Annotated in this window: 17 protein-coding genes; 11 read left to right on the forward strand and 6 right to left on the reverse strand. The window is 68.1% G+C overall.

Translation table 11 applies throughout. The features are described 5' to 3' along the window. Both ABIB14_RS10930 and ybaK read left to right on the forward strand, forming a co-directional pair. Complete coding sequence (locus tag ABIB14_RS10930) at nt 1-471, forward strand: SufE family protein (protein WP_354235898.1); 471 nt, start codon at nt 1-3, stop codon at nt 469-471. Between the two features lie 10 nt (nt 472-481). Further along, nucleotides 482-979 (forward strand): Cys-tRNA(Pro) deacylase, encoded by a 498-nt coding sequence (ybaK, locus tag ABIB14_RS10935; RefSeq protein ID WP_354235899.1) that lies wholly within the window; start codon nt 482-484, stop codon nt 977-979. Nucleotides 980-1,007: 28 nt separating this feature from the next. Here ybaK and ABIB14_RS10940 read toward each other — a convergent pair whose 3' ends face one another. Beyond that, entirely contained in the window at nt 1,008-2,258 is a 1,251-nt protein-coding gene (locus ABIB14_RS10940; protein WP_354235955.1) for an alpha/beta hydrolase family protein, read from the reverse strand. A gap of 220 nt (nt 2,259-2,478) precedes the next feature. On the opposite strand from ABIB14_RS10940, the gene ABIB14_RS10945 reads away from it, so the two are divergent. The 9 genes from ABIB14_RS10945 to ABIB14_RS10985 all read left to right on the forward strand — a co-directional run bounded on the left by ABIB14_RS10945 (nt 2,479) and on the right by ABIB14_RS10985 (nt 12,719). Then, a complete protein-coding gene (locus ABIB14_RS10945; protein ID WP_354235900.1) occupies nt 2,479-2,970 on the forward strand; it encodes a hypothetical protein in 492 nt (163 codons plus the stop codon). A gap of 14 nt (nt 2,971-2,984) precedes the next feature. Further along, nucleotides 2,985-3,464: a peptide-methionine (R)-S-oxide reductase MsrB gene (gene msrB, locus ABIB14_RS10950; protein ID WP_354235901.1), complete on the forward strand. Its 480-nt coding sequence runs from the start codon at nt 2,985-2,987 to the stop codon at nt 3,462-3,464. Nucleotides 3,465-3,611: 147 nt separating this feature from the next. Further along, on the forward strand, nt 3,612-5,006 hold the full coding sequence (locus ABIB14_RS10955) for a DUF6421 family protein (protein ID WP_354235902.1): 1,395 nt from the start codon (nt 3,612-3,614) through the stop codon (nt 5,004-5,006). Further along, a complete protein-coding gene (locus tag ABIB14_RS10960) occupies nt 5,006-5,752 on the forward strand; it encodes an SDR family oxidoreductase (protein WP_354235903.1) in 747 nt (248 codons plus the stop codon). Before ABIB14_RS10955 ends, ABIB14_RS10960 begins: the two co-directional genes overlap by 1 nt. Before the next feature lie 35 nt (nt 5,753-5,787). Beyond that, the gene (locus tag ABIB14_RS10965; protein ID WP_354235956.1) at nt 5,788-6,876 is read left to right on the forward strand and encodes a threonine aldolase family protein; all 1,089 of its coding nucleotides are present in this window, start codon (nt 5,788-5,790) and stop codon (nt 6,874-6,876) included. A gap of 69 nt (nt 6,877-6,945) precedes the next feature. Further along, on the forward strand, nt 6,946-7,590 hold the full coding sequence (locus ABIB14_RS10970; RefSeq protein WP_354235904.1) for a DUF3000 domain-containing protein: 645 nt from the start codon (nt 6,946-6,948) through the stop codon (nt 7,588-7,590). Between the two features lie 63 nt (nt 7,591-7,653). Next, on the forward strand, nt 7,654-9,093 hold the full coding sequence (locus ABIB14_RS10975) for an HRDC domain-containing protein (protein WP_502909649.1): 1,440 nt from the start codon (nt 7,654-7,656) through the stop codon (nt 9,091-9,093). 183 nt (nt 9,094-9,276) lie between these two features. Then, nucleotides 9,277-10,542, forward strand: a complete 1,266-nt coding sequence (locus ABIB14_RS10980; protein ID WP_354235958.1) for a thiolase family protein — start codon at nt 9,277-9,279, stop codon at nt 10,540-10,542. Then, complete coding sequence (locus tag ABIB14_RS10985; RefSeq protein ID WP_354235905.1) at nt 10,539-12,719, forward strand: 3-hydroxyacyl-CoA dehydrogenase NAD-binding domain-containing protein; 2,181 nt, start codon at nt 10,539-10,541, stop codon at nt 12,717-12,719. The genes ABIB14_RS10980 and ABIB14_RS10985 overlap by 4 nt, the downstream gene beginning before the upstream one ends. A 62-nt stretch (nt 12,720-12,781) precedes the next feature. Here the strand turns inward: ABIB14_RS10985 and ABIB14_RS10990 are convergent, their stop codons facing one another. From ABIB14_RS10990 to ABIB14_RS11010, 5 genes are all read right to left on the reverse strand, one after another. Continuing rightward, nucleotides 12,782-13,318: a hypothetical protein gene (locus ABIB14_RS10990; RefSeq protein ID WP_354235906.1), complete on the reverse strand. Its 537-nt coding sequence runs from the start codon at nt 13,316-13,318 to the stop codon at nt 12,782-12,784. Between the two features lie 7 nt (nt 13,319-13,325). Next, complete coding sequence (locus ABIB14_RS10995) at nt 13,326-14,570, reverse strand: ABC transporter permease (RefSeq protein ID WP_354235907.1); 1,245 nt, start codon at nt 14,568-14,570, stop codon at nt 13,326-13,328. Further along, a complete protein-coding gene (locus ABIB14_RS11000) occupies nt 14,567-15,283 on the reverse strand; it encodes an ABC transporter ATP-binding protein (protein WP_354235908.1) in 717 nt (238 codons plus the stop codon). Before ABIB14_RS11000 ends, ABIB14_RS10995 begins: the two co-directional genes overlap by 4 nt. A gap of 2 nt (nt 15,284-15,285) precedes the next feature. Further along, the gene (locus ABIB14_RS11005) at nt 15,286-16,803 is read right to left on the reverse strand and encodes an efflux RND transporter periplasmic adaptor subunit (RefSeq protein WP_354235909.1); all 1,518 of its coding nucleotides are present in this window, start codon (nt 16,801-16,803) and stop codon (nt 15,286-15,288) included. A gap of 456 nt (nt 16,804-17,259) precedes the next feature. Then, nucleotides 17,260-18,237, reverse strand: coding sequence for an aldo/keto reductase (locus ABIB14_RS11010; protein ID WP_354235910.1), 978 nt, complete (start codon nt 18,235-18,237; stop codon nt 17,260-17,262). Between the last annotated feature and the right edge of the window lie 3 nt (nt 18,238-18,240).

An 18,240-nucleotide genomic window follows, 5' to 3' on the forward strand; every position in this document is an offset into this window, starting at 1 on the left:
ATGAATACTCCTGCCCTCCCCGCCGCACTGGCGGAAATTGTTGACGATTTCCAGGCCCTCGAAGAAGCCGAGCGGTTGCTACTGCTGCTTGATTTTTCGCGCGAGCTGCCCGACCCCCCGGCGCGGCTCCGGGAACATCCGGAGCTGATGGAGCAGGTGGTGGAATGCCAGTCGCCGCTGTTCCTCACGATCGAGACGGAACCGGCCGACGGCGGGCACGCCGGCGAGGCGCCGGAACGTGTCAGGTTGTTCTTCAAAGCCCCGCCGGAGGCGCCCACCACGCGCGGCTTCGCCGGCGTGCTGCACGAGGGTCTGGACGGCCTTAGCCCTGCCGAGATCCTCGCCGTTCCGGACGACATGCCCGAACTCCTCGGCCTCACCCGGGCCATCACTCCGCTCCGCATGCGCGGCATGACAGCAATGCTCGGCCGGATCAAACGCAAGGTCGCTGCACTGCCGCAGCACGGCTGAGCCCGGCCCGGTGGCCCGCAAGCAGGCGTCCCAGGGAACCCCGGCCACCGCGGTGCTCGCGGCCGCCGGGGTATCCTTCGTTGCGCACCCGTACAGCCATGACCCCGCCGCCGCCAGCTACGGGCTGGAGGCCGCCGATGTGCTGGGCATCGACCCGGCCAGGGTGTTTAAGACGCTGATGGTCGAGGTCGACGGGCGCCTCGCCGTTGGCGTCGTGCCGGTCAGCGGAATCCTGGACCTGAAGGCGATGGCAGCCGCCCTGGGCGGCAAAAAAGCCGCCATGGCGGACCCGGCGACGGCACAGCGCCGCACCGGCTACGTGCTCGGCGGGATTTCACCGCTGGGACAACGCCAGCCCTCCCCTACCGTCGTAGACGAGAGCGCGCTGAAGCTGGAAACCATCCTGGTGTCCGGCGGACGCCGCGGCCTGGACCTGGAGCTCAGCCCCGCCGCACTGATTAAGCTGACCGGCGCGCACACGGCCCGGATCGGAACCGGCAGGACCTAACCGGGTCGCGGCGGGCAGCGCTACCGGATCAGGCCGCCCCGGGATTCGGGCGGGGCGCCAGCTGCAGCCGGAGCCAGGCCGCCACCAGGGCCTCCCAGCGCTCCGGGTCGACGTTCCATTCCTTGGTATGCCGCGCCGTGGCGAACGCTTCGAAGGTCACCATCTCCGGGTTCTTCCCGGCCAGATCCGCGGACGGGCCGAACGGGACGTATTCGTCATCGACGGAGTGCAGGATCAGGGTCGGCGTCCGGAGCTCCACGGCCCGGGACACCCAGTCCATCGCCTTCAAGTCCACCGGGGCCGCGAGACCGGTGAGCCGGCGCCCGAGCCGGTGGCTCATCATCAACTGGCCGTAGCGTCCGACGGCGGACGGGATCCGGTTCAACTCGGCGTGGTGCGCCAGCACATCAACCCAGTTGATCACCGGGGCGTCCAGCACCATGGCCCGGATCAGGTGGTGGTAGCGGGACAAATCAGCGGTCTGCAGGCAGATGGCCCCGCCCATGGACCAGCCGAAGAGCACCACCTCGCGGGCGCCCTGGCCGAGGGCATAGCCGATGGCCGCCTCGACGTCGCGCCACTCGGTGGAGCCCAGGCCGTAACGGCCGTCCTCTGCCGAAGGCGCCAGCCCGTCGTTGCGGTACGAAATCAGCAGGCTGGAAAGGCCCAGGTCCCGCGCCGCCCGGACGGCCCGCAGGCCTTCCTGACGGGTCGCGCCGCGCCCGTGCACCATGATCGCCCAGACGTCCGACGGCGGCGTCCCGGCCTCCGGTGCGGCGCGGACCAGCCACGCCGGCGCCGTACCGCCGTCGACCTCAATCCGCACGTCCTCTGCCGGCAACCCCATGGCGGCCGGATCCGGGTAGACGGTCCCGCTCCAATAGCCGCGCCGCGCCGTCGTCAGGTCTCCGCTGTGGACCCCCTCGACTTCCCGCAGCACCGTCTGCTCTGCCGGCGAATAGGACAGTATCCGGCCTAGCCGGGCGTGCCCGCGGCCGCCGTCGAAGAAGAAGCCGTAGACACCGTCCACGGTGGATTCCGGGGTGGCCTTGAGGATGACCTGCAGCCCGAGGCCCTGTCCGATCACGGCGAGGACCTCCTGGTCCTCGTCGCGGACCCGGACCGGGGTGATGACTCGGCGGGCGAAGTACAGGGCCAGAGCCGAGGAGCCCGCCGCGAGCAGGCCTGCAGCGGCGCTCCCGCCGATGATGCCGCCCACCGCCCACTTGGCATTGCCGGACATAGCAGTTTCCGTCCCCGCAGCGGCGGGCGCGGCCATGGCGGCCTGCGGGGGCGTGCGGGCGGCCGGCGGGGGCGTGCGGGCGGCCGGACGCCCCGTTTTGCTCCGGTACCTTGGCTGGGAGGGGCGCGGGATGGAAGCCATGGCACCATTCTCGCCGAACTCCCGACCAGGACCGGCATCCGGCGCATCCGAGCGGGCCGATCCGTGCCGGCGGCGCGTCACGAACGCCTGTGGATAATACAGCTAGGCTGGGGGCATGAGCGACCCCATCGTCATCCTGACAGAAGAGCCCCTCGGCGCGGACGACCGCGTCAACATCGAGACCCTCGTGGCCGACGCCGATTCGCCGCTGGTGGTCCTGGTCCCGGCGAACACCGAGCGCCACTTGCTGGTGGACTTCCTGGAAAACCTGTCCATGCTCGAGATCGCCAAGGCCTTCCGGGACTTGACGGGCAAGGCGCCCGATCAGGCGGTGGAGCGCACGGCCGCAGCCGAAACCCTGGCAGCCTCGCTCGCCGCGCTGGGCGGTCTGGGCGGCGGCGTGACCGGCGAAATTGTGGAGGGCAAAGCCGTGGACGGCCTGGTCGCCAAGGTCAGGGAACTGAACGCCGGGCAGGCCGTGGTGATTACCCGTCCGCACGCTGTCGCGGACACCTTCCATACCGACTGGGCCAACGAAGCGCAGGACAAGCTCGGCCTGCCTGTGCTGCACTTGTATGCCGGTTCGGGATTTATCGGGGACTCCTGAGCGTTGTTCAATTCATGAGCATTTTCAGCAACAAGGCCAAAGTCGCGCCCGTACCCTCCGCCGCGCAGGTCCGGGTCGAGAAGACCGACCGGCAGTGGCGCGAGGAACTGAGCCCGGACGAGTACCGGGTGCTGCGCCAGGCCGGGACTGAGCGGCCGTACACCGGCGAGTACTGGGACACCCACATCGAGGGCGTTTACCAGTGCCGGGCCTGCGGTGCCGAGCTCTTTACCAGCCGGGAAAAATTCGATTCCCACTGCGGTTGGCCGTCGTTCTGGGCCCCGCTGGCGGACGGCACGGTGCGCTACATCCACGACCGGGCCCTGGGCATGGAACGGATTGAGGTGCGCTGCACCGCCTGCGATTCGCATCTGGGCCACGTGTTCGAAGGCGAGGGCTACGGCACGCCCACGGACCAGCGCTTCTGCATCAACTCCGTTTCCCTGAAGCTCGTCCCTGCCGCGGAGGCCACCCCCGCTGCAGCCGAGGACTGAACAAGCCCCTGTCCGGCTGGACCTGGACGGCTGGCGGTGGCCTAAATGCCTCAGAGTTACTTACGCTCGGTCACTTTTTGAGTTAGAGATGCTGTTTGCTTGCTACGCTCGCCGTAGACCTTCCAGCAACCCGAAAGGCGACCGATAATGACGATCACCGCCCTCACCGCCCCTGCTCCGATCACATCCGAGTCCGCGGAATGGCAGCAGCTCAAGGCCGCTGCCACCGCCCTGCAGTCGCTCCAGATCCAGGACGGTTCCGTTCCGGACGCCGCCGATCACGAGGCCGCGGCGGGCCATGTCGCCACGATCACGGCAGCGGTGGCGGCCCTGGCACCGGCCTTCCCGCACGACACCCGCTACTTGGAACTGCTGGCTGTGGACTTCCGGCGCTGGGCCGACGGCGGTTTTGGCGTTCCCGATTTCCTGGACTCACTCCAGGCCTTCGCGCCGCAGCAGCACCGGGTCAACGGCCTGCAGCACCTCGTGGTCTTCCCGATGTACACCCAGAACGGCAGCAGCAACCGCCTGGTCGAGGCCGTGCTGATCGAGGTCATCTGGCCCGAGTTCATTGCCGGTCTGGAAGGGGGCGAATACTCCAACAAGCTCTTCGTGCCGATCCGCTTCCTCGACTTCACCCCCGGCTACGACACCAACTCGGCAGTCCTGTTCCCGGAAACCGTCGCCGTCCGCGAGACGCCCACGTTCACCTGGGGCGCCATCTTCGCCGACCGTGAGGCCGCCCGGTTCCGCCGCGTACTGCGCGCCGCCGCGGAAATCACCTCACTGCAGCTGCCCGACGACGCCGCCGCCCTCCTGGAAGACCAGAAGCTCACGCAGGAAACTTTCGTGATGTGGGACCTCATCCACGACCGCACCCACATGCGCGGCGACCTGCCGTTCGACCCCTTCATGATCAAGCAGCGGATGCCGTTCTTCCTCTACTCGCTCGAGGAACTCCGCTGTGACCTGACCGCTTTCCGCGAATCCGTAAAGGTCGAGAAAGACGAGGAAGCGACCCCCGAAGCGCGGCGCCACGCCAAGCTGGTCCAGTACGCCGTCATCTTCGACCGTATCTTCCGCTTCGCCATAACCGGCAGCCGCGTCCGCAACTACGACGGCCTGGGTGGCCAGTTGCTCTTCGCCTGGATGCACCAGCATCACGTGCTGCACTGGACCGACAGCAAGCTCAGCATCGACTGGGACGAAGCCGCCGACGTCGTGGTGGCCCTCGGTGCCCGGATCGAAGACCTTTACTGGCGCTCGATCGACCGCCCCAAGACCGCCCACTGGCTGGCCGCTTACGAACTGATCTCCGGCACCCTCACGGCCAACCCGGCCTCGGTCTGGGCCAAGGGCCCGGGCGCCCTGCCGCTGGACGGACCGCCGCGCGGCCTCACCGACCAGGTGCTCGACGACGAGTTCCCGCTCTCGATGTTCTACGAGGCGTTGGAAAAGAAGATGCGCCCCGTCATCGAATCCACGGCCGGCATTACGGGAACATCCGATGCCGGCATTGCCAGCACAGCCATGAACGCCTGATGAGCAACGGACGCGGCCTGAACGTTCTGGTCACGGGCGGCAGTGGCCCTTCGGGGATCGCCGCCGCCCGCGCCCTGCACGACGCCGGGTACACCGTCTTCACTGTCGGTTCGGACAAACCCCGGATCGAGGCTGCCGCCGCTGAAGCCGGCAGCGGCGTCACCCCGCTGGTGTGCGACCTCGCTGACCTCGCCGAGGTCCGGTCGCTGCACTCGACGGTCCGTGAGCTCCTGGCCGAAAAAAGCGGGTCGGTCGACGGCGTCGTCCATTTGGTGGGCGGCTGGCGCGGCGCCAAGGGAATCACCGACCAGAGCGACGCGGACTGGGAGTTCCTGGAACGCGGCGCCATCACCACACTCCGGAACGTCACCCGGGTCTTCTACGACGACCTCGCGGCCTCGGACACGGGCCGCTTCGCTATGGTCTCCTCCACGGCGGTAGACAGCCCGACGGCGGGCGGCGCCAGCTATGTGGCCGCCAAGGCTGCCGCCGAAGCCTGGACCCTGGCCGTCGCCGAGGGCTTCCACCGCGGGCAGTCGGGACACAAACAGGAGCCTGTGGACCAGCGCAGCGCAGCCGTGATCTTCGTGGTGAAAGCCCTCGTGGACGCGGCCATGCGGGCCGAGTCCCCGGAACGCAGCTTCCCCGGCTTCACAGACGTCGAGGAGCTGGCGGCGGCCGCCGTCAGGCTGTTCGAGACCCCCGCCGCGGAATTGAACGGCCTGCGGCTGCCGCTTGGCCAATGACGCGGCTCCCCTAAACTGAAAGCGTGAGCAAAGAAATGACCGGCACAATCGAAAGCGCCCCAGCAAGCACCGCGGTGCGGCTCCACGATCCCTCCGTCCGGGGCTTCGCCTCGGACAACTATTCCGGCGTGCACCCCGAGGTCCTGGCTGCGCTGGCTGCGGCCAACGAGGGCCACCAGGTCTCCTACGGCGAGGATGACTACACAGCCCGCCTGCAGCAGTTGATGGAGCAGCACTTCGGCGCGGGCATCGAGTGCTTCCCGGTCTTCAACGGCACCGGCGCTAACGTCCTGTCGCTGCAATCCCTGCTGCCCCGCTGGGGCGCGGTTATCTGCGCCTCGACGGCCCATATCAACATGGACGAGAACGGCGCACCCGAGCGGATCGGCGGCATCAAGCTGCTGCACGTCCCGACGCCGGACGGCAAGCTCACCCCGGCCCTGATCGATCAGGAAGCCTGGGGCTGGGGCGACGAGCACCGCGCCCAGCCGCTGGCCGTCTCGATCACGCAGACCACCGAACTGGGCACCTGCTACACCCCGGGGGAGGTCCGCGCCATCGCGGAGCATGTCCATTCCAAGGGCATGAAGCTGCACATGGACGGTGCCCGGCTTGCCAACGCCGCGGCCAACCTGGGAGTGCCGCTGCGGGCCTTCACCCGCGACGCCGGGGTGGACATCCTTTCCTTCGGCGGCACCAAGAACGGTCTGCTCTTCGGCGAGGTGGTGGTGGTGCTGAACCCGGACGCCGCCCAAGGCCTGGTCTACCTTCGCAAGATGAACATGCAGCTGGCCTCCAAGATGCGGTTCATGTCCGCGCAGTTCATTGCCCTGCTCGAGGGCGGGCTGTGGCTGCGTTCGGCCGCGCACGCCAATGCGATGGCCGCCCGGCTGCGCGCCGGCGTCGAGTCCATCCCCGGCGTCGAACTGAGCCAGAAGACCGAGTCCAACGGGGTATTCGCCGTCCTGCCCGCCGGTGTGGCGGACCGGCTGCGGGAGTCCTTCCGGTTCTACGACTGGAACGAGGCGGCCCGCGAGGTCCGCTGGATGTGCTCTTTCGACACCACCGAGGAAGACGTTGATTCCTTCATCGCCGCCATCAGGCGTGAACTGGCGGACGGCTAGGCGCCCCGCTGTCCCGGCCGGGCGGCGAGCCTGCCGGGCAGGGGCGGCGCCCATGCATAACCTTTCACTGTGAACCCACTCGACCAGGTTCCGGCGGATTTTCTTTTCGCCCTGGGAACCCTTCGAAAAGCACGCTGCCGCAGCGAGTTGCGCCTCGACGAGATCCCGGCGCCCGGCCGGCTCGCGCCTTACGCTGTGGCGCTCGGCGCCGAAGTAGTGGTCCCCGGCGACCCTGCGCCCGGCGCCGTCCACGGCCCTGTTGGTGCCGGTCTGGCCCCGCCGGCCGGCAGCGACGACGTCGAGCTCGCCACCGGCCGCTTCATCCTGCTGCACGACCCGGACGGCGTCGCGGTCTGGGAGGGGGAATTCCGGATCGTCACCTACATCCGCGCGCAGTTGGAACCGGACATGGGCAACGACGAAATGCTCGGCTCTGTGGCCTGGACCTGGCTTGTGGAGGCGCTGGAGAATAATCAGGCGCCCTACCGCTCGGCCGGCGGCACAGCCACCCGGGTCCTCTCCGAAAGCTTCGGCACGCTGGCCGACCGGCCCGAAAACATCGACATTGAACTCCGCGCCTCCTGGACTCCGGCCGGCCGGGACATCAGCGCGCACCTGGAGGCCTGGTCGGACATGGTTTGCACTTTTGCCGGCCTGCCGCCGCTGCCCGACGGGGTCTTCGCACTGCCCCGCCGGCGACCCGGGCCGGCATGACAAGCCCCCGGCAGCCGCGGCCCGCCCCGGCAACGAGAGTGATGTCGCTAAACTGGAGACATCATGACCCCTCATAATCCGGAAATCGGCACGGCCGGTACGGCCAGCCCAGCCGCCAACACCGCGGCCGACACCGCCGCCAACGCAATCGCCGACACAGTCCCCAGCACGGCCGGGGCCGCTGACACAGCAGCCCACATCACGGTGGAAGGCTTCGACAGCCTGGTTCCCGAGGTGATCGACCTCGACGCTCCCCGCGACGGCGTCCCGCTCGTCATCGAAACGCAGGCCGGCCTCGAACGTTGCGCCGCCGCCCTGGCCGCAGGCCACGGACCCGCCGGAGTGGACGCGGAACGTGCCTCAGGATTCCGCTACGGCCAGCGTGCCTTCCTCGTCCAGATCCGCCGCGAAGGCGCCGGCACCTGGCTGATCGACCCGGAACCGTTCGGGGACCTGCGCATCATCGATGAGGCCCTGCGCGGCGTCGAATGGATCCTGCACGCGGCCAGCCAGGATCTCCCCTGCCTGTCCGAACTGGGCATGTGGCCGGACAAGCTCTTCGACACCGAGCTCGCGGCCCGGCTGGCCGGACTGCCCCGCGTGGGCCTCGCGGCCGTGATCGAACAGCTCTTGGGCTTCGGCCTGGCAAAAGAGCATTCCGCCGCCGACTGGTCCACCCGGCCGCTGCCCGAACCCTGGCTGCGCTACGCCGCGCTCGACGTCGAGGTCCTCGCCGAATTACGCGAGGAGCTGATCGAACTACTGATCGCCGACGGGAAGCTGGAGTACGCGGAGCAGGAATTCGCTGCGATCCTCGACGCGGGCACTGCCCCGCCGCGGGTCGATCCCTGGCGCAAAACATCCGGGCTGCACCAGATCCGTGACCGACGGCAGCTCGCCGCCGTCCGTGAACTCTGGCTGGAGCGGGACTCGCTGGCGCAGAAGCGCGACATCGCGCCGGGCCGGCTCATCCCCGATTCGTCCCTCGTAGCCGCCGCCAAGGCCATGCCCAGCACCGTGCCGCAGCTGCTCGGCACCAAGGGCTTCCACGGCCGGGCCGCGCAACGCGAAGCCCCGCGTTGGCTGCGCTGCATCAGCACCGCCCGGAGCCTCGAAGAGCTGCCGCCGCTGCATCTGCCCACCAATGCTCCCCCGCCGCCGAGGGTCTGGGCCGACCGGGACCCGGAGGCCGCCGCGCGGCTCGCCACAGCAAGGCCCAAGCTGCAGGTCCGGGCCGAGGAGCTGAACCTGCCGGTCGAGAACCTGCTCACCCCGGACTACCTCCGCCGCGTCGCGTGGCGTCCGCCGGCGGAAATCAGCGAGGAAGGCGTCGCCGAGGAGCTGCAAAACCTCGGCGCCCGCCAGTGGCAAATCCAGCTCACGGCTCCGCTGATCACGGACGCGTTCCTGAACCCGCAGCCGCTACCGGCCAAGGATGCCAAAGCGGCCGAGGTTGAAACCAAGGCTGACCTAACCGATGCCCCACCCGAAGCCCTTTCCTGACGGGACCGCGCCGCACTCCTTGCCAGCTAAGTTACTCATGAGTAACATGACTAGGGATGTCGCCTGGATCACTTCTGTCCGTCCGGAACCAACCGGCCGCGGCCAGGGATCCGGCACCCAAGTCTCAAGGAGGAGTTCCACGTGAGCCAAGACCGCCCGAGCGGACAGCACAGCAGCGTAAACCTGAGCAGCGGAAAAAACAAAAGCGCGAATCCCCGCACCGTCCGCGAGGTTGTCTTCGTCGACGGCGTCCGCACCCCGTTCGGCCGGGCCGGCGAGAAGGGCATCTACGCAGGAACGCGGGCCGACGACCTCGTGGTCAAGTGCATCCGCGAGCTGATGCGCCGGAACCCGTCGCTCCCCGCCGAACGGATTGACGAGGTGGCCATCGCTGCCACGACCCAGACCGGCGACCAGGGCCTGACGATCGGCCGTACCGCCGCCCTGCTGGCCGGCCTGCCGCGGACCGTGCCCGGTTTCGCGATCGACCGGATGTGCGCCGGCGCCATGACTGCCGTGACGACCACGGCGAGCGGCATTGGCTTCGGCGCGTACGACGTCGTGATCGCCGGCGGCGTGGAGCACATGGGCAACCACCCGATGGGGGCCGGCGCGGACCCCAACCCGCGCTTTAGGTCCGAACGGATCGTCGACCCGGCAGCCTTGAACATGGGCAACACCGCGGAAAACCTGCATGACCGCTTCCCCGCCATCACCAAGGAACGCACCGACGCCTACGCCGTTGCCTCCCAGGACAAGCTGGCCGCCGCCTACGCCAAGGGCCAGATCCAGCCCGACCTGGTCCCGGTCGCCACCATGAAGCCCGGTCAGGGCTGGACCGTCAACACCGCGGACGAGCCGCCGCGCCCCGGAACCACGGTTGAGGACCTCGCCGCACTCAAGACCCCGTTTCGTGCCCACGGACGTGTCACCGCAGGCAACGCCGCCGGCCTCAACGACGGCGCCACCGCGGCCCTGCTGGCCTCCGCAGACGCCGCCGAGGAACTCGGCCTGCCGGTCAGGATGCGCCTGGTCAGCTACGCCTTCGCCGGCGTCGAACCGGAGGTCATGGGCATCGGCCCGGTCCCCGCCACTGAGAAGGCCCTGAAGAATTCCGGCCTCGGCATCGAGGACATCGGCCTGTTCGAAATCAACGAAGCCTTCGCCGTCCAGGTGCTGAGCTTCCTGGACCACTTCGGCATCGCGGACGAGGACCCCCGGGTCAACCGCTACGGCGGCGCGATCGCCGTCGGGCACCCGCTGGCCTCCTCCGGCGTCCGGTTGATGAACCAGCTGGCCCGCCAGTTCGAGGAGGACCCATCCGTCCGCTTCGGGATGACCACCATGTGCATCGGTTTGGGCATGGGAGCCACCGTCATCTGGGAGAACCCGCACCACGCCGATTACGGCACTGACTACGCCACCACCGAGACTGGAGCCGCAGCATGAGCGCCGCCGATTTCCACAAACTTGCCGAGCTGTTCCCGAACGAAACGGTGACGCACTCCTACGTCCAGGACATCCAGCTTCCTGCAGCAGGCGGGACGAAGGATGGCGGCACGAGCCCCGGAACCTTCGCACTGGTCACCCTCGACAACGGCCTGGACCACTCCAAGCCCACCACCCTGGGCCCGAATACCCTGATCGAACTCGGCACCGCGCTGGAGGGGCTGCGGGACCGCGCCGCCCGCGGCGAGATTGTCGGCGTCGGCGTTACCGGCAAGCCCTATTTCCTTGTGGCCGGCGCGGACCTGTCCACGGTCAAGTCGGTCAGCGGCCGCGAGCAGGGCCTCTGGATGGCCCAGCTCGGCCACGACGTCTACGCCACCCTGGCCAACCTTGGCGTGCCCAGCTTCGCGTTCATCAACGGCTTGGCCCTGGGCGGCGGGCTGGAGATCGCGCTGCAGTCCACCTACCGCACCGTGTCCACCGGGGCCGGGGCACTGGCCCTGCCGGAAGCGTTCATCGGCCTGATCCCGGGCTGGGGCGGCGTCTACATCCTGCCGCGGCTGATCGGGCCCGAGAATGCCCTCAAGGTGATGATCGAGAACCCGCTGAGCAACAACCGCACGCTCACCGGCCCGCAGGCCTACGAGCTCGGCGTGGCCGACGCCATCTTCGAACCGGCCGACTTCGTTGAACAGTCCGTCGCCTGGGCTGCCCGGGTCATTGCCGGCACCGTCACGCCGGAACGCGCCAACGCCGTCGACCCCGCCGCGCCGGAGGTGGCCGAACGCTGGGCGGCCGCCGTCGCCGCCGGCCGCGCGTTTGTGAAGGCCAAGACCTCCAACGCCTCGCCGGCCCCGGCCAAGGTGCTGGACGTGCTGGAAGCCAACCGCACCATGACGCAGTCGGAGTCGGCGGAGCTTGAGTGCCAGACGCTCGCGGACCTGATGCAGACCAACGAGTTCCGCTCCACGGTGTACGCCTTCCTGGACCTCGTGCAGCGCCGCTCCAAGCGTCCCGCCGGCGCCCCGGACCGCAAACTCGCCCGGCCTGTCACGAAGATCGGCGTCGTCGGCGCGGGCCTGATGGCCAGCCAGCTCGCACTCCTCTTCGCCCGCCAGCTCAAGGTGCCCGTCGTGCTGACGGACATCGACCAGGCGCGCGTGGACAAGGGCGTCGGTTATGTGCACGCCGAGGTTGACAAGCTGCTGGCAAAGAAGCGGATCAGCCCGGATGCCGCCAACCGGACCAAGGCACTGGTCAGCGGCTCGGTCTCCAAGGAAGCCTTCGCCGACGCCGACTTCGTGATCGAGGCCGTGTTCGAGGAACTCAACGTCAAGAAGCAGGTCTTCAAGGAGGTCGAGGCCATCGTCTCGACCGAATGCATCCTGGCCACCAACACCTCCTCGCTGTCCGTCACCGCCATGGCGGAGGACCTGCAGAACCCGGAGCGAGTGGTGGGCTTCCACTTCTTCAACCCGGTGGCCGTGATGCCGCTGCTGGAGATCGTCCGCGCTCCGAAGACCGACGACGCCGTCCTGGCGACCGCGTTCGAACTCGCCAAGGGGCTCAAGAAGTCCGCCGTGCTGGTCAAGGATGCCGCCGCCTTCGTGGTCAACCGGCTCCTGCTGCGCCTCATGGGCGAGGTGACTGCCGCCTTCGATGAGGGCACCCCCGCCGAGGTGGCCGACAACGCGCTGCGCCCGATGGGCCTGCCAATGACGCCGTTCACGCTCGGTGCCATGGTGGGGCTGCCGGTCGCGCAGCACGTCCAGGAATCCCTGCGCGCCGCGTTCGGTGCCCGTTTCACCGTCTCGGAGAACCTGCAAGCGCTGATCGAGAACGGCGTCAAATCCATCTGGGATCCGGCATCGGTGAAGGCCGGCAAGCCCGTCATCCCGGCCGAAACCCTGGCCCTGATGTCTTTCGGGAACTCGCCCTCCAGCGCCGAAGAGGTGCTGCGCCGCACGCAGGACGCCCTTGCGGAGGAGATCGGCCTGATGCTGGCCGAAGGTGTGGTGTCCGGGCCGGAGGACATCGACCTCTGCATGATCCTGGGCGCCGGCTGGCCGATGTTCCTCGGCGGCATCACCCCCTACCTGGACCGGGTCGGCGCCTCGGAGCGGGTCACCGGCAAAAAGTTCCTGGCACCGGGGGTGGCTTCGGCGCCGGCCGCCTGAGCCTGCCGCCTGCGGGGCCCCTCCTGCGCCGCTGTTCAGCGGCGCAGGCGGGGCCCCGACATTTACTTACCGGCGGCGACGGAAGGAACGGCGGTCGGCGCACTGGATCCGACGCCCCCCGCCGCCCCTCCCTCCGCAGCCCCTCCCCCGGCAGCCCCGCCGCGACGGCGCGGGGCCGGCGACTGGGTCCCGGAACTGGATCCCGTCCCTGCGCCGGGGCCCTGGACGGTGCCAAAGGTGCTGCGGGACGCGCGTGTTCCCGCATCGATCTGCTTCTGGATCACCGAACCGCCAAACATGCCGGCTGCCACGAGGACCAGGCAGACCAGGACTTTCGTGGACCGTCCCAGGACGTACCTGCTTTTGGGGATGAACGGTTCTTCATCGGCACCGGGCAGCGCCGGAGCCTCAGCGGCTGCGTCCGGGTCAGCCAGCACGCCGGGTTCAGCAGCGGCAGCGCCGGCTTCCGGCCGGGCGCCGAAGGGCCAGCTGATCAACGCCGTCGGCTCCGCTGCCGGTAGTGCTTCCGTAGGGAGCTGCCGGGCGGATTCGTCGACGCCGCGCGCGGCGCGGCCTATACCTGGGGTGGAACTCTTCATGGGAATCCTATTCGTAGCGGAGTGCGTCGATGGGCCGCAGCTTCGCGGCTTTGTTTGCGGGGTAGACACCAAACACCAGTCCAATGACGGCGGACACGGCAAGGGAGACCCACACCGTCCACGGCTGGACCTCGGGCTGGACCCCAAGCACGGGAAACGCGCTGCCGGCAAAACCGAGGACAATTCCCGCCACGCCGCCGATGACTGAGATGATCAAGGATTCGATCAGGAACTGGGCCACGATGCTCCCGCGGGAAGCACCAATAGCCTTGCGGATGCCAATTTCCCGGGTCCGTTCGGTGACCGTGACCAGCATGATGTTCATGACCCCGATCCCGCCGACCAGCAGGCTGATGGCTGCAACGGCACCCAGCAGTATGGTCAGGGTCTGCGTGGTGTTGGTGGCCGTCGTCAGGATCTGGGCTTGGTTGCGCACCTGGTAGTCGCGGCTGGTCGCGTCCACGCGGTGTCGGGCGTCAAGGATCATCTGCAGCTCGTTCTGCGCCTGGTTCATGACATCGGCCGAAGAGGCTTGCACGGTGATGGACGCGAGCGTCGGTGCGTATCCGGTGAACTTGTTTTGGGCGGTGGACAGCGGCACCACCACGACGTCGTCGGGGTCGCTAAGTCCCGAGGACCCCTTGGCGCTGAGCACACCTGCGACGCTGAAGTTCTGGCCGTTCAGCTGGATGGTCTCCCCGATGGCAGAAGCTGTGTTGTTGCCGAAGAGGTCGGCAGCGACGGTATTGCCGATTACGGCCACCGGGTTTCCCGCCTGCTGGTCCGCTTCGGTGAAGAGTGAACCGGACGCAACGGCACTGTTGGTGATCGCGAAATATGACGGGGTGGTACCGAGGAAGCTAGCCACGGAATGAGTTGCGCTGCTGTAGGTGCCGGTCACGTTTTGCGCCTGCACGATCGGTGCCGTTCGCGCCACGTCGGGGGCCAGCACCTGGTCGGTGAGGGCCTTGTCGTCGTCGAGCGTGAGGTTGGTGCTGCGGGTGCGGGACCCCCCGACCTGGGAGCCTGCGCCGGCACGCCCGCCGACGGTCGTTGACCTGGTCACGGTCAGCACATTGGTCCCCAGCTTGCCGATTTGGGCCTTGATGGCGTTGCTGGTACCGGCTCCGACGGCAAGCAACACAATCACCGCGGCGATGCCAATGAGGATTCCCAATGTGGTCAGAATCGAACGCAGCTTGTTGGCCGCGACTCCGGCGGCGGCGAACCTCGCCGACTCAAGGAAGCTCACTGCACCCCGGCCAGGGCGCGCCCGGCGAGTGGCCGTTGCGGGACGTCCGAGACAATCCGGCCGTCCTGCATCCGCAGTACCCGGCCGGCCCGTTCTGCCACGTCCATCTCATGGGTGATCATCACGATGGTACGGCCCGCAGCGTGCAGCCGTTCGAACAGGTCAAGGACTTCCGAGGATGAGCGTGAATCCAGCGCGCCCGTCGGTTCGTCCGCGAGTAAGAGAACGGGATTCGTGACGAGAGCCCGTGCGATGGCCACGCGCTGCTGCTGCCCGCCCGAGAGCTGAGAGGGTTTGTGGTCCGCGCGGCAGGACAACCCGACAGAATCGAGCATTGCCAGGGCGCGCGTGCGCCGTTCGGGCCGTCCGATCCCGGCATAGGCCAGTGGCATCGCCACATTCTCAACGGCCTTGGTGCGCGGAATCAGGTTGAAATTTTGAAAGACAAAGCCGATCTTGCGGTTGCGGATCTGCGCCTGTTGGAATTCGTCGAGCTCGGCCGTGTGGATGCCGTCGAGCAGGTAGCTGCCCGACGTCGGCTCATCCAGGCAGCCGATGAGGTTCATCATGGTCGACTTGCCGGAACCGGATGCCCCGATGATGGCCACAAACTCGCCGCGCTCGATGCTGACGCTGACGCCGTCGAGCGCCCGGACCTCCGCTTCACCGTTGCCGTAGACCTTAGTAACTCCGGATAGTTCGATGACCGCCATTCCTACTGCCCCCCGTTTCGGGTGCCGCCGCCGCGGTTGCTGCCCGTGAATCCGGCACCGCCGAAGCCGTTGCTTCCGGTGCTCCCGGTGCTGCCGTCCACGGTGCTTGAGATAGCGGGAAGTTCAATTTGGTCGCCCTCCGAGAGCCCGGTGAGCACCTGGGTCCTGCCGTTCGCGGTGATCCCGGTGGTGACACGCGCGGCAGTCGACGTCCCGTTCTTGAGGACACTGACGCTCTGGCGACCCCCGCTGGTGGTCACCGCAAGGCTGGGGACAAGCAACGCGTTATCCGCGACGGCGGTGGTAACGGAGATATTGGCACTCTGGCCCAGCCGCAGGGTTGACGGCGGGTTGGCGATGGACACGATGACGGGGTAGCTTACGACGCCGTTGGTGGTGCTGGACGTCTGGGCGATTGAGATCACCTTGCCGGTCACAGGGGTGGCGTTGGTGTCCTGGCTCAGGGCTGGAAAGACAAACTGGGCGGTCTGGTCCGGCTTCATAGTCGCAATATCCGATTCGGAGAATCCTGCAACCACCTGCAAATGACCCGTGTCGCTGATGGTGACGAGGCCGCCGCCGGACGTGGACGACGTTGAAGCGGCGGCAGCACCGGACCCGCCCGCCGAACCCGTGGCCCCGGCGGCAGCTGCTGCGGTCCCGGACCCGGTTGAGCCCGTCAGGGCGCCCACCGTGGCATTGAGCGCCGTAATCGTGCCTGCCACTGGGGCGTTCAGGTCACATGCGGCGAGGCTGGTCTGGGCCGTTTCGACCGCAAGCTGGGCGCTGGTGACATTGGTTCCGCCGGCGGAGGCGGCGGTATTTTGAGCATTGCCGAGGGTAGTGGCGGCCGTCGAAACCTGTTGCTTGTCCTTGAGCTGGGCGGAGGCCGCCTGGTTTTGCGCCTGCGACAGGGCCTGCTGGTCCTTCGCCAGCTGGATCTGTGCCGCGGCGGCGGGGTCCGTCGAACTGGCCGGTTTCGGGTTTGGCACTGGCTGGGCCTGCGCTGCGGCGACAGCCTTGGTGTCCGAGTCGACGGCCTTCTGCGCCGCCGCCACGGCTGCGGCCTGCTGGGAGGCATCGAGGTCGGCGGACTGCTGGGCGTTGACCAGGGTCTGGTTGGCGGAGTAGACCTGGCCCGCAGCCGAGACCTGCTGCTGATTGGCCTGCGCGCTCACCGAAGCCAGCTGCGCCTGGGCCGTCTTGAGCGTATTTTGCGCGTTCGTCGGATCGATGGTCAGCAACTGCTGGCCGGCGGTGACCTGCTGACCCAGTGCGGCGCTGACCGACACAATGGGGCCGGAGCAGTTCTGGGCGTTCACGACGGTGGTAGTGGCGGGCGAAACATTGCCCGATGCTGTCGCGACCGAGGAAATGCTGGCCTTGCTCACCACAACCGTCCGGGCCGAGGCCGCGGAGGACGTTGACCCCGCGGCCGTTACGGACAGGTAGGTCCCCGCGCCGAGCGCCAGAATAGCGGCGCCCAGGGCGGAATTGATGACAAGGGTTTTTGAGGTCATGGCAGGACAGTATCCACAGTGCCTGAGCGAAGCCCGGGAAATTCGTGGGAGGCCGCCGGTACCGCCAGCCGGGACCCGGCGGCTACCGCGCGTCCAGCCACCGGGCCAGAGGGCGCACCGAGGAGATCAGCTCATTCAAACACTGCACGGGGTCGTTGGCCGCAGCGCCGGTGAAACTCCCGGTAGAAGCGGACCGCATCGGACAAGCACGCCGCCAGCGGATTGCCGGAGGTGCCGCAATCCCTCGGGCTTATCCGGCAGCACCAGTTCGGGTTCCGGTGGTGACGAGCGGAATCTTCAGCGTCAACCCGGCGCCGAGGGCGGCTTCAATCCCCTCCCGTCCGCACGATTCCAGCAGGGACAGGCTGTTCGGCGCCACCTGCCGGGCCCCGACGTTACCCGCGGTGCAGGCCAGGACCGACTGCGCGGCGGCTGAAGCCTCCGGAAGTGCCGCGCTCAGAATAAGGCGACCTTGGGTGTGCGCGGGAAGATCTCATCGAGCTCGGCCAGCTCGGCGGCATCCGGGACCCAGGCGACGGCGGCGGCGTTCTGCCGGACCTGCTCGGGCCGGGTGGCGCCCGCGATTACGCTGCTGACCGACGGCTGGGCGGCGAGCCAGGAGAAGGCCACCTGGATCTCGGTCAGGTCCCTTTCGGCGGCGAAAGCGGAGAAGGCGCCCAGCTGCTTCCAGTCGGCGTCGTGGACCAGGTTGGTCCGGGTGTGGCTCAGCCGCGATCCCGCCGGTGCCCGGCCCGCTGAGTACTTGCCGGTGAGCAGGCCGTTGGCGAGCGGAAAGTACGGCAGCACGCCCAGGCCGTAGGCAACGGCGGCCGGGGTGACCTCCAGTTCGGCGCGGCGGTCCAGCAGGTTGTAGTGGTTCTGGCTCGAGACGAACCGTGACCCGCCGCGGGCGCGGGCCACGAATTCAGCCTCGGCAATCTGCCAGCCGGCATGGTTGGAGTGTCCGATGTAGCGGACCTTTCCGCTGGTCACGAGCTCGTCGAGGGCTGCGAGGGTCTCGTCGATGGGTGTCAGCAGATCCGGGGTGTGGTACTGGTAGAGGTCGATCCAGTCCGTCCCGAGCCGCCGCAGCGATGCCTCGGCCGCCCTGATGATGTACCGGCGGGAGCCGCGGGCGTCGAAGTCGTTGCCGTTGGAGCCGCCCATGTCCAAACCGAACTTGGTGCCGATCACGGCGTCCTCGCGGCGTCCGGCCAAAGCGATGCCCAGCATGGATTCGCTCAGTCCGGGCTCCCGCCCGTAGGCGTCGGCGACGTCAAAGAAGGTGATGCCGGCGTCCAGGGCCGCATGCACGACGGCGTCGGTGCCCGCCTGCGACTCGGTGGCGGTGTTCGCCCGGCCCAGGTTGTTACAGCCAAGTCCCACAGCCGAGACGGTCAGTCCGGAATTTCCTACGCGGCGGTATTCAGTCATGGG

The organism is Arthrobacter sp. UYEF3 (genome assembly GCF_040546245.1).
GTDB lineage: Bacteria > Actinomycetota > Actinomycetes > Actinomycetales > Micrococcaceae > Arthrobacter.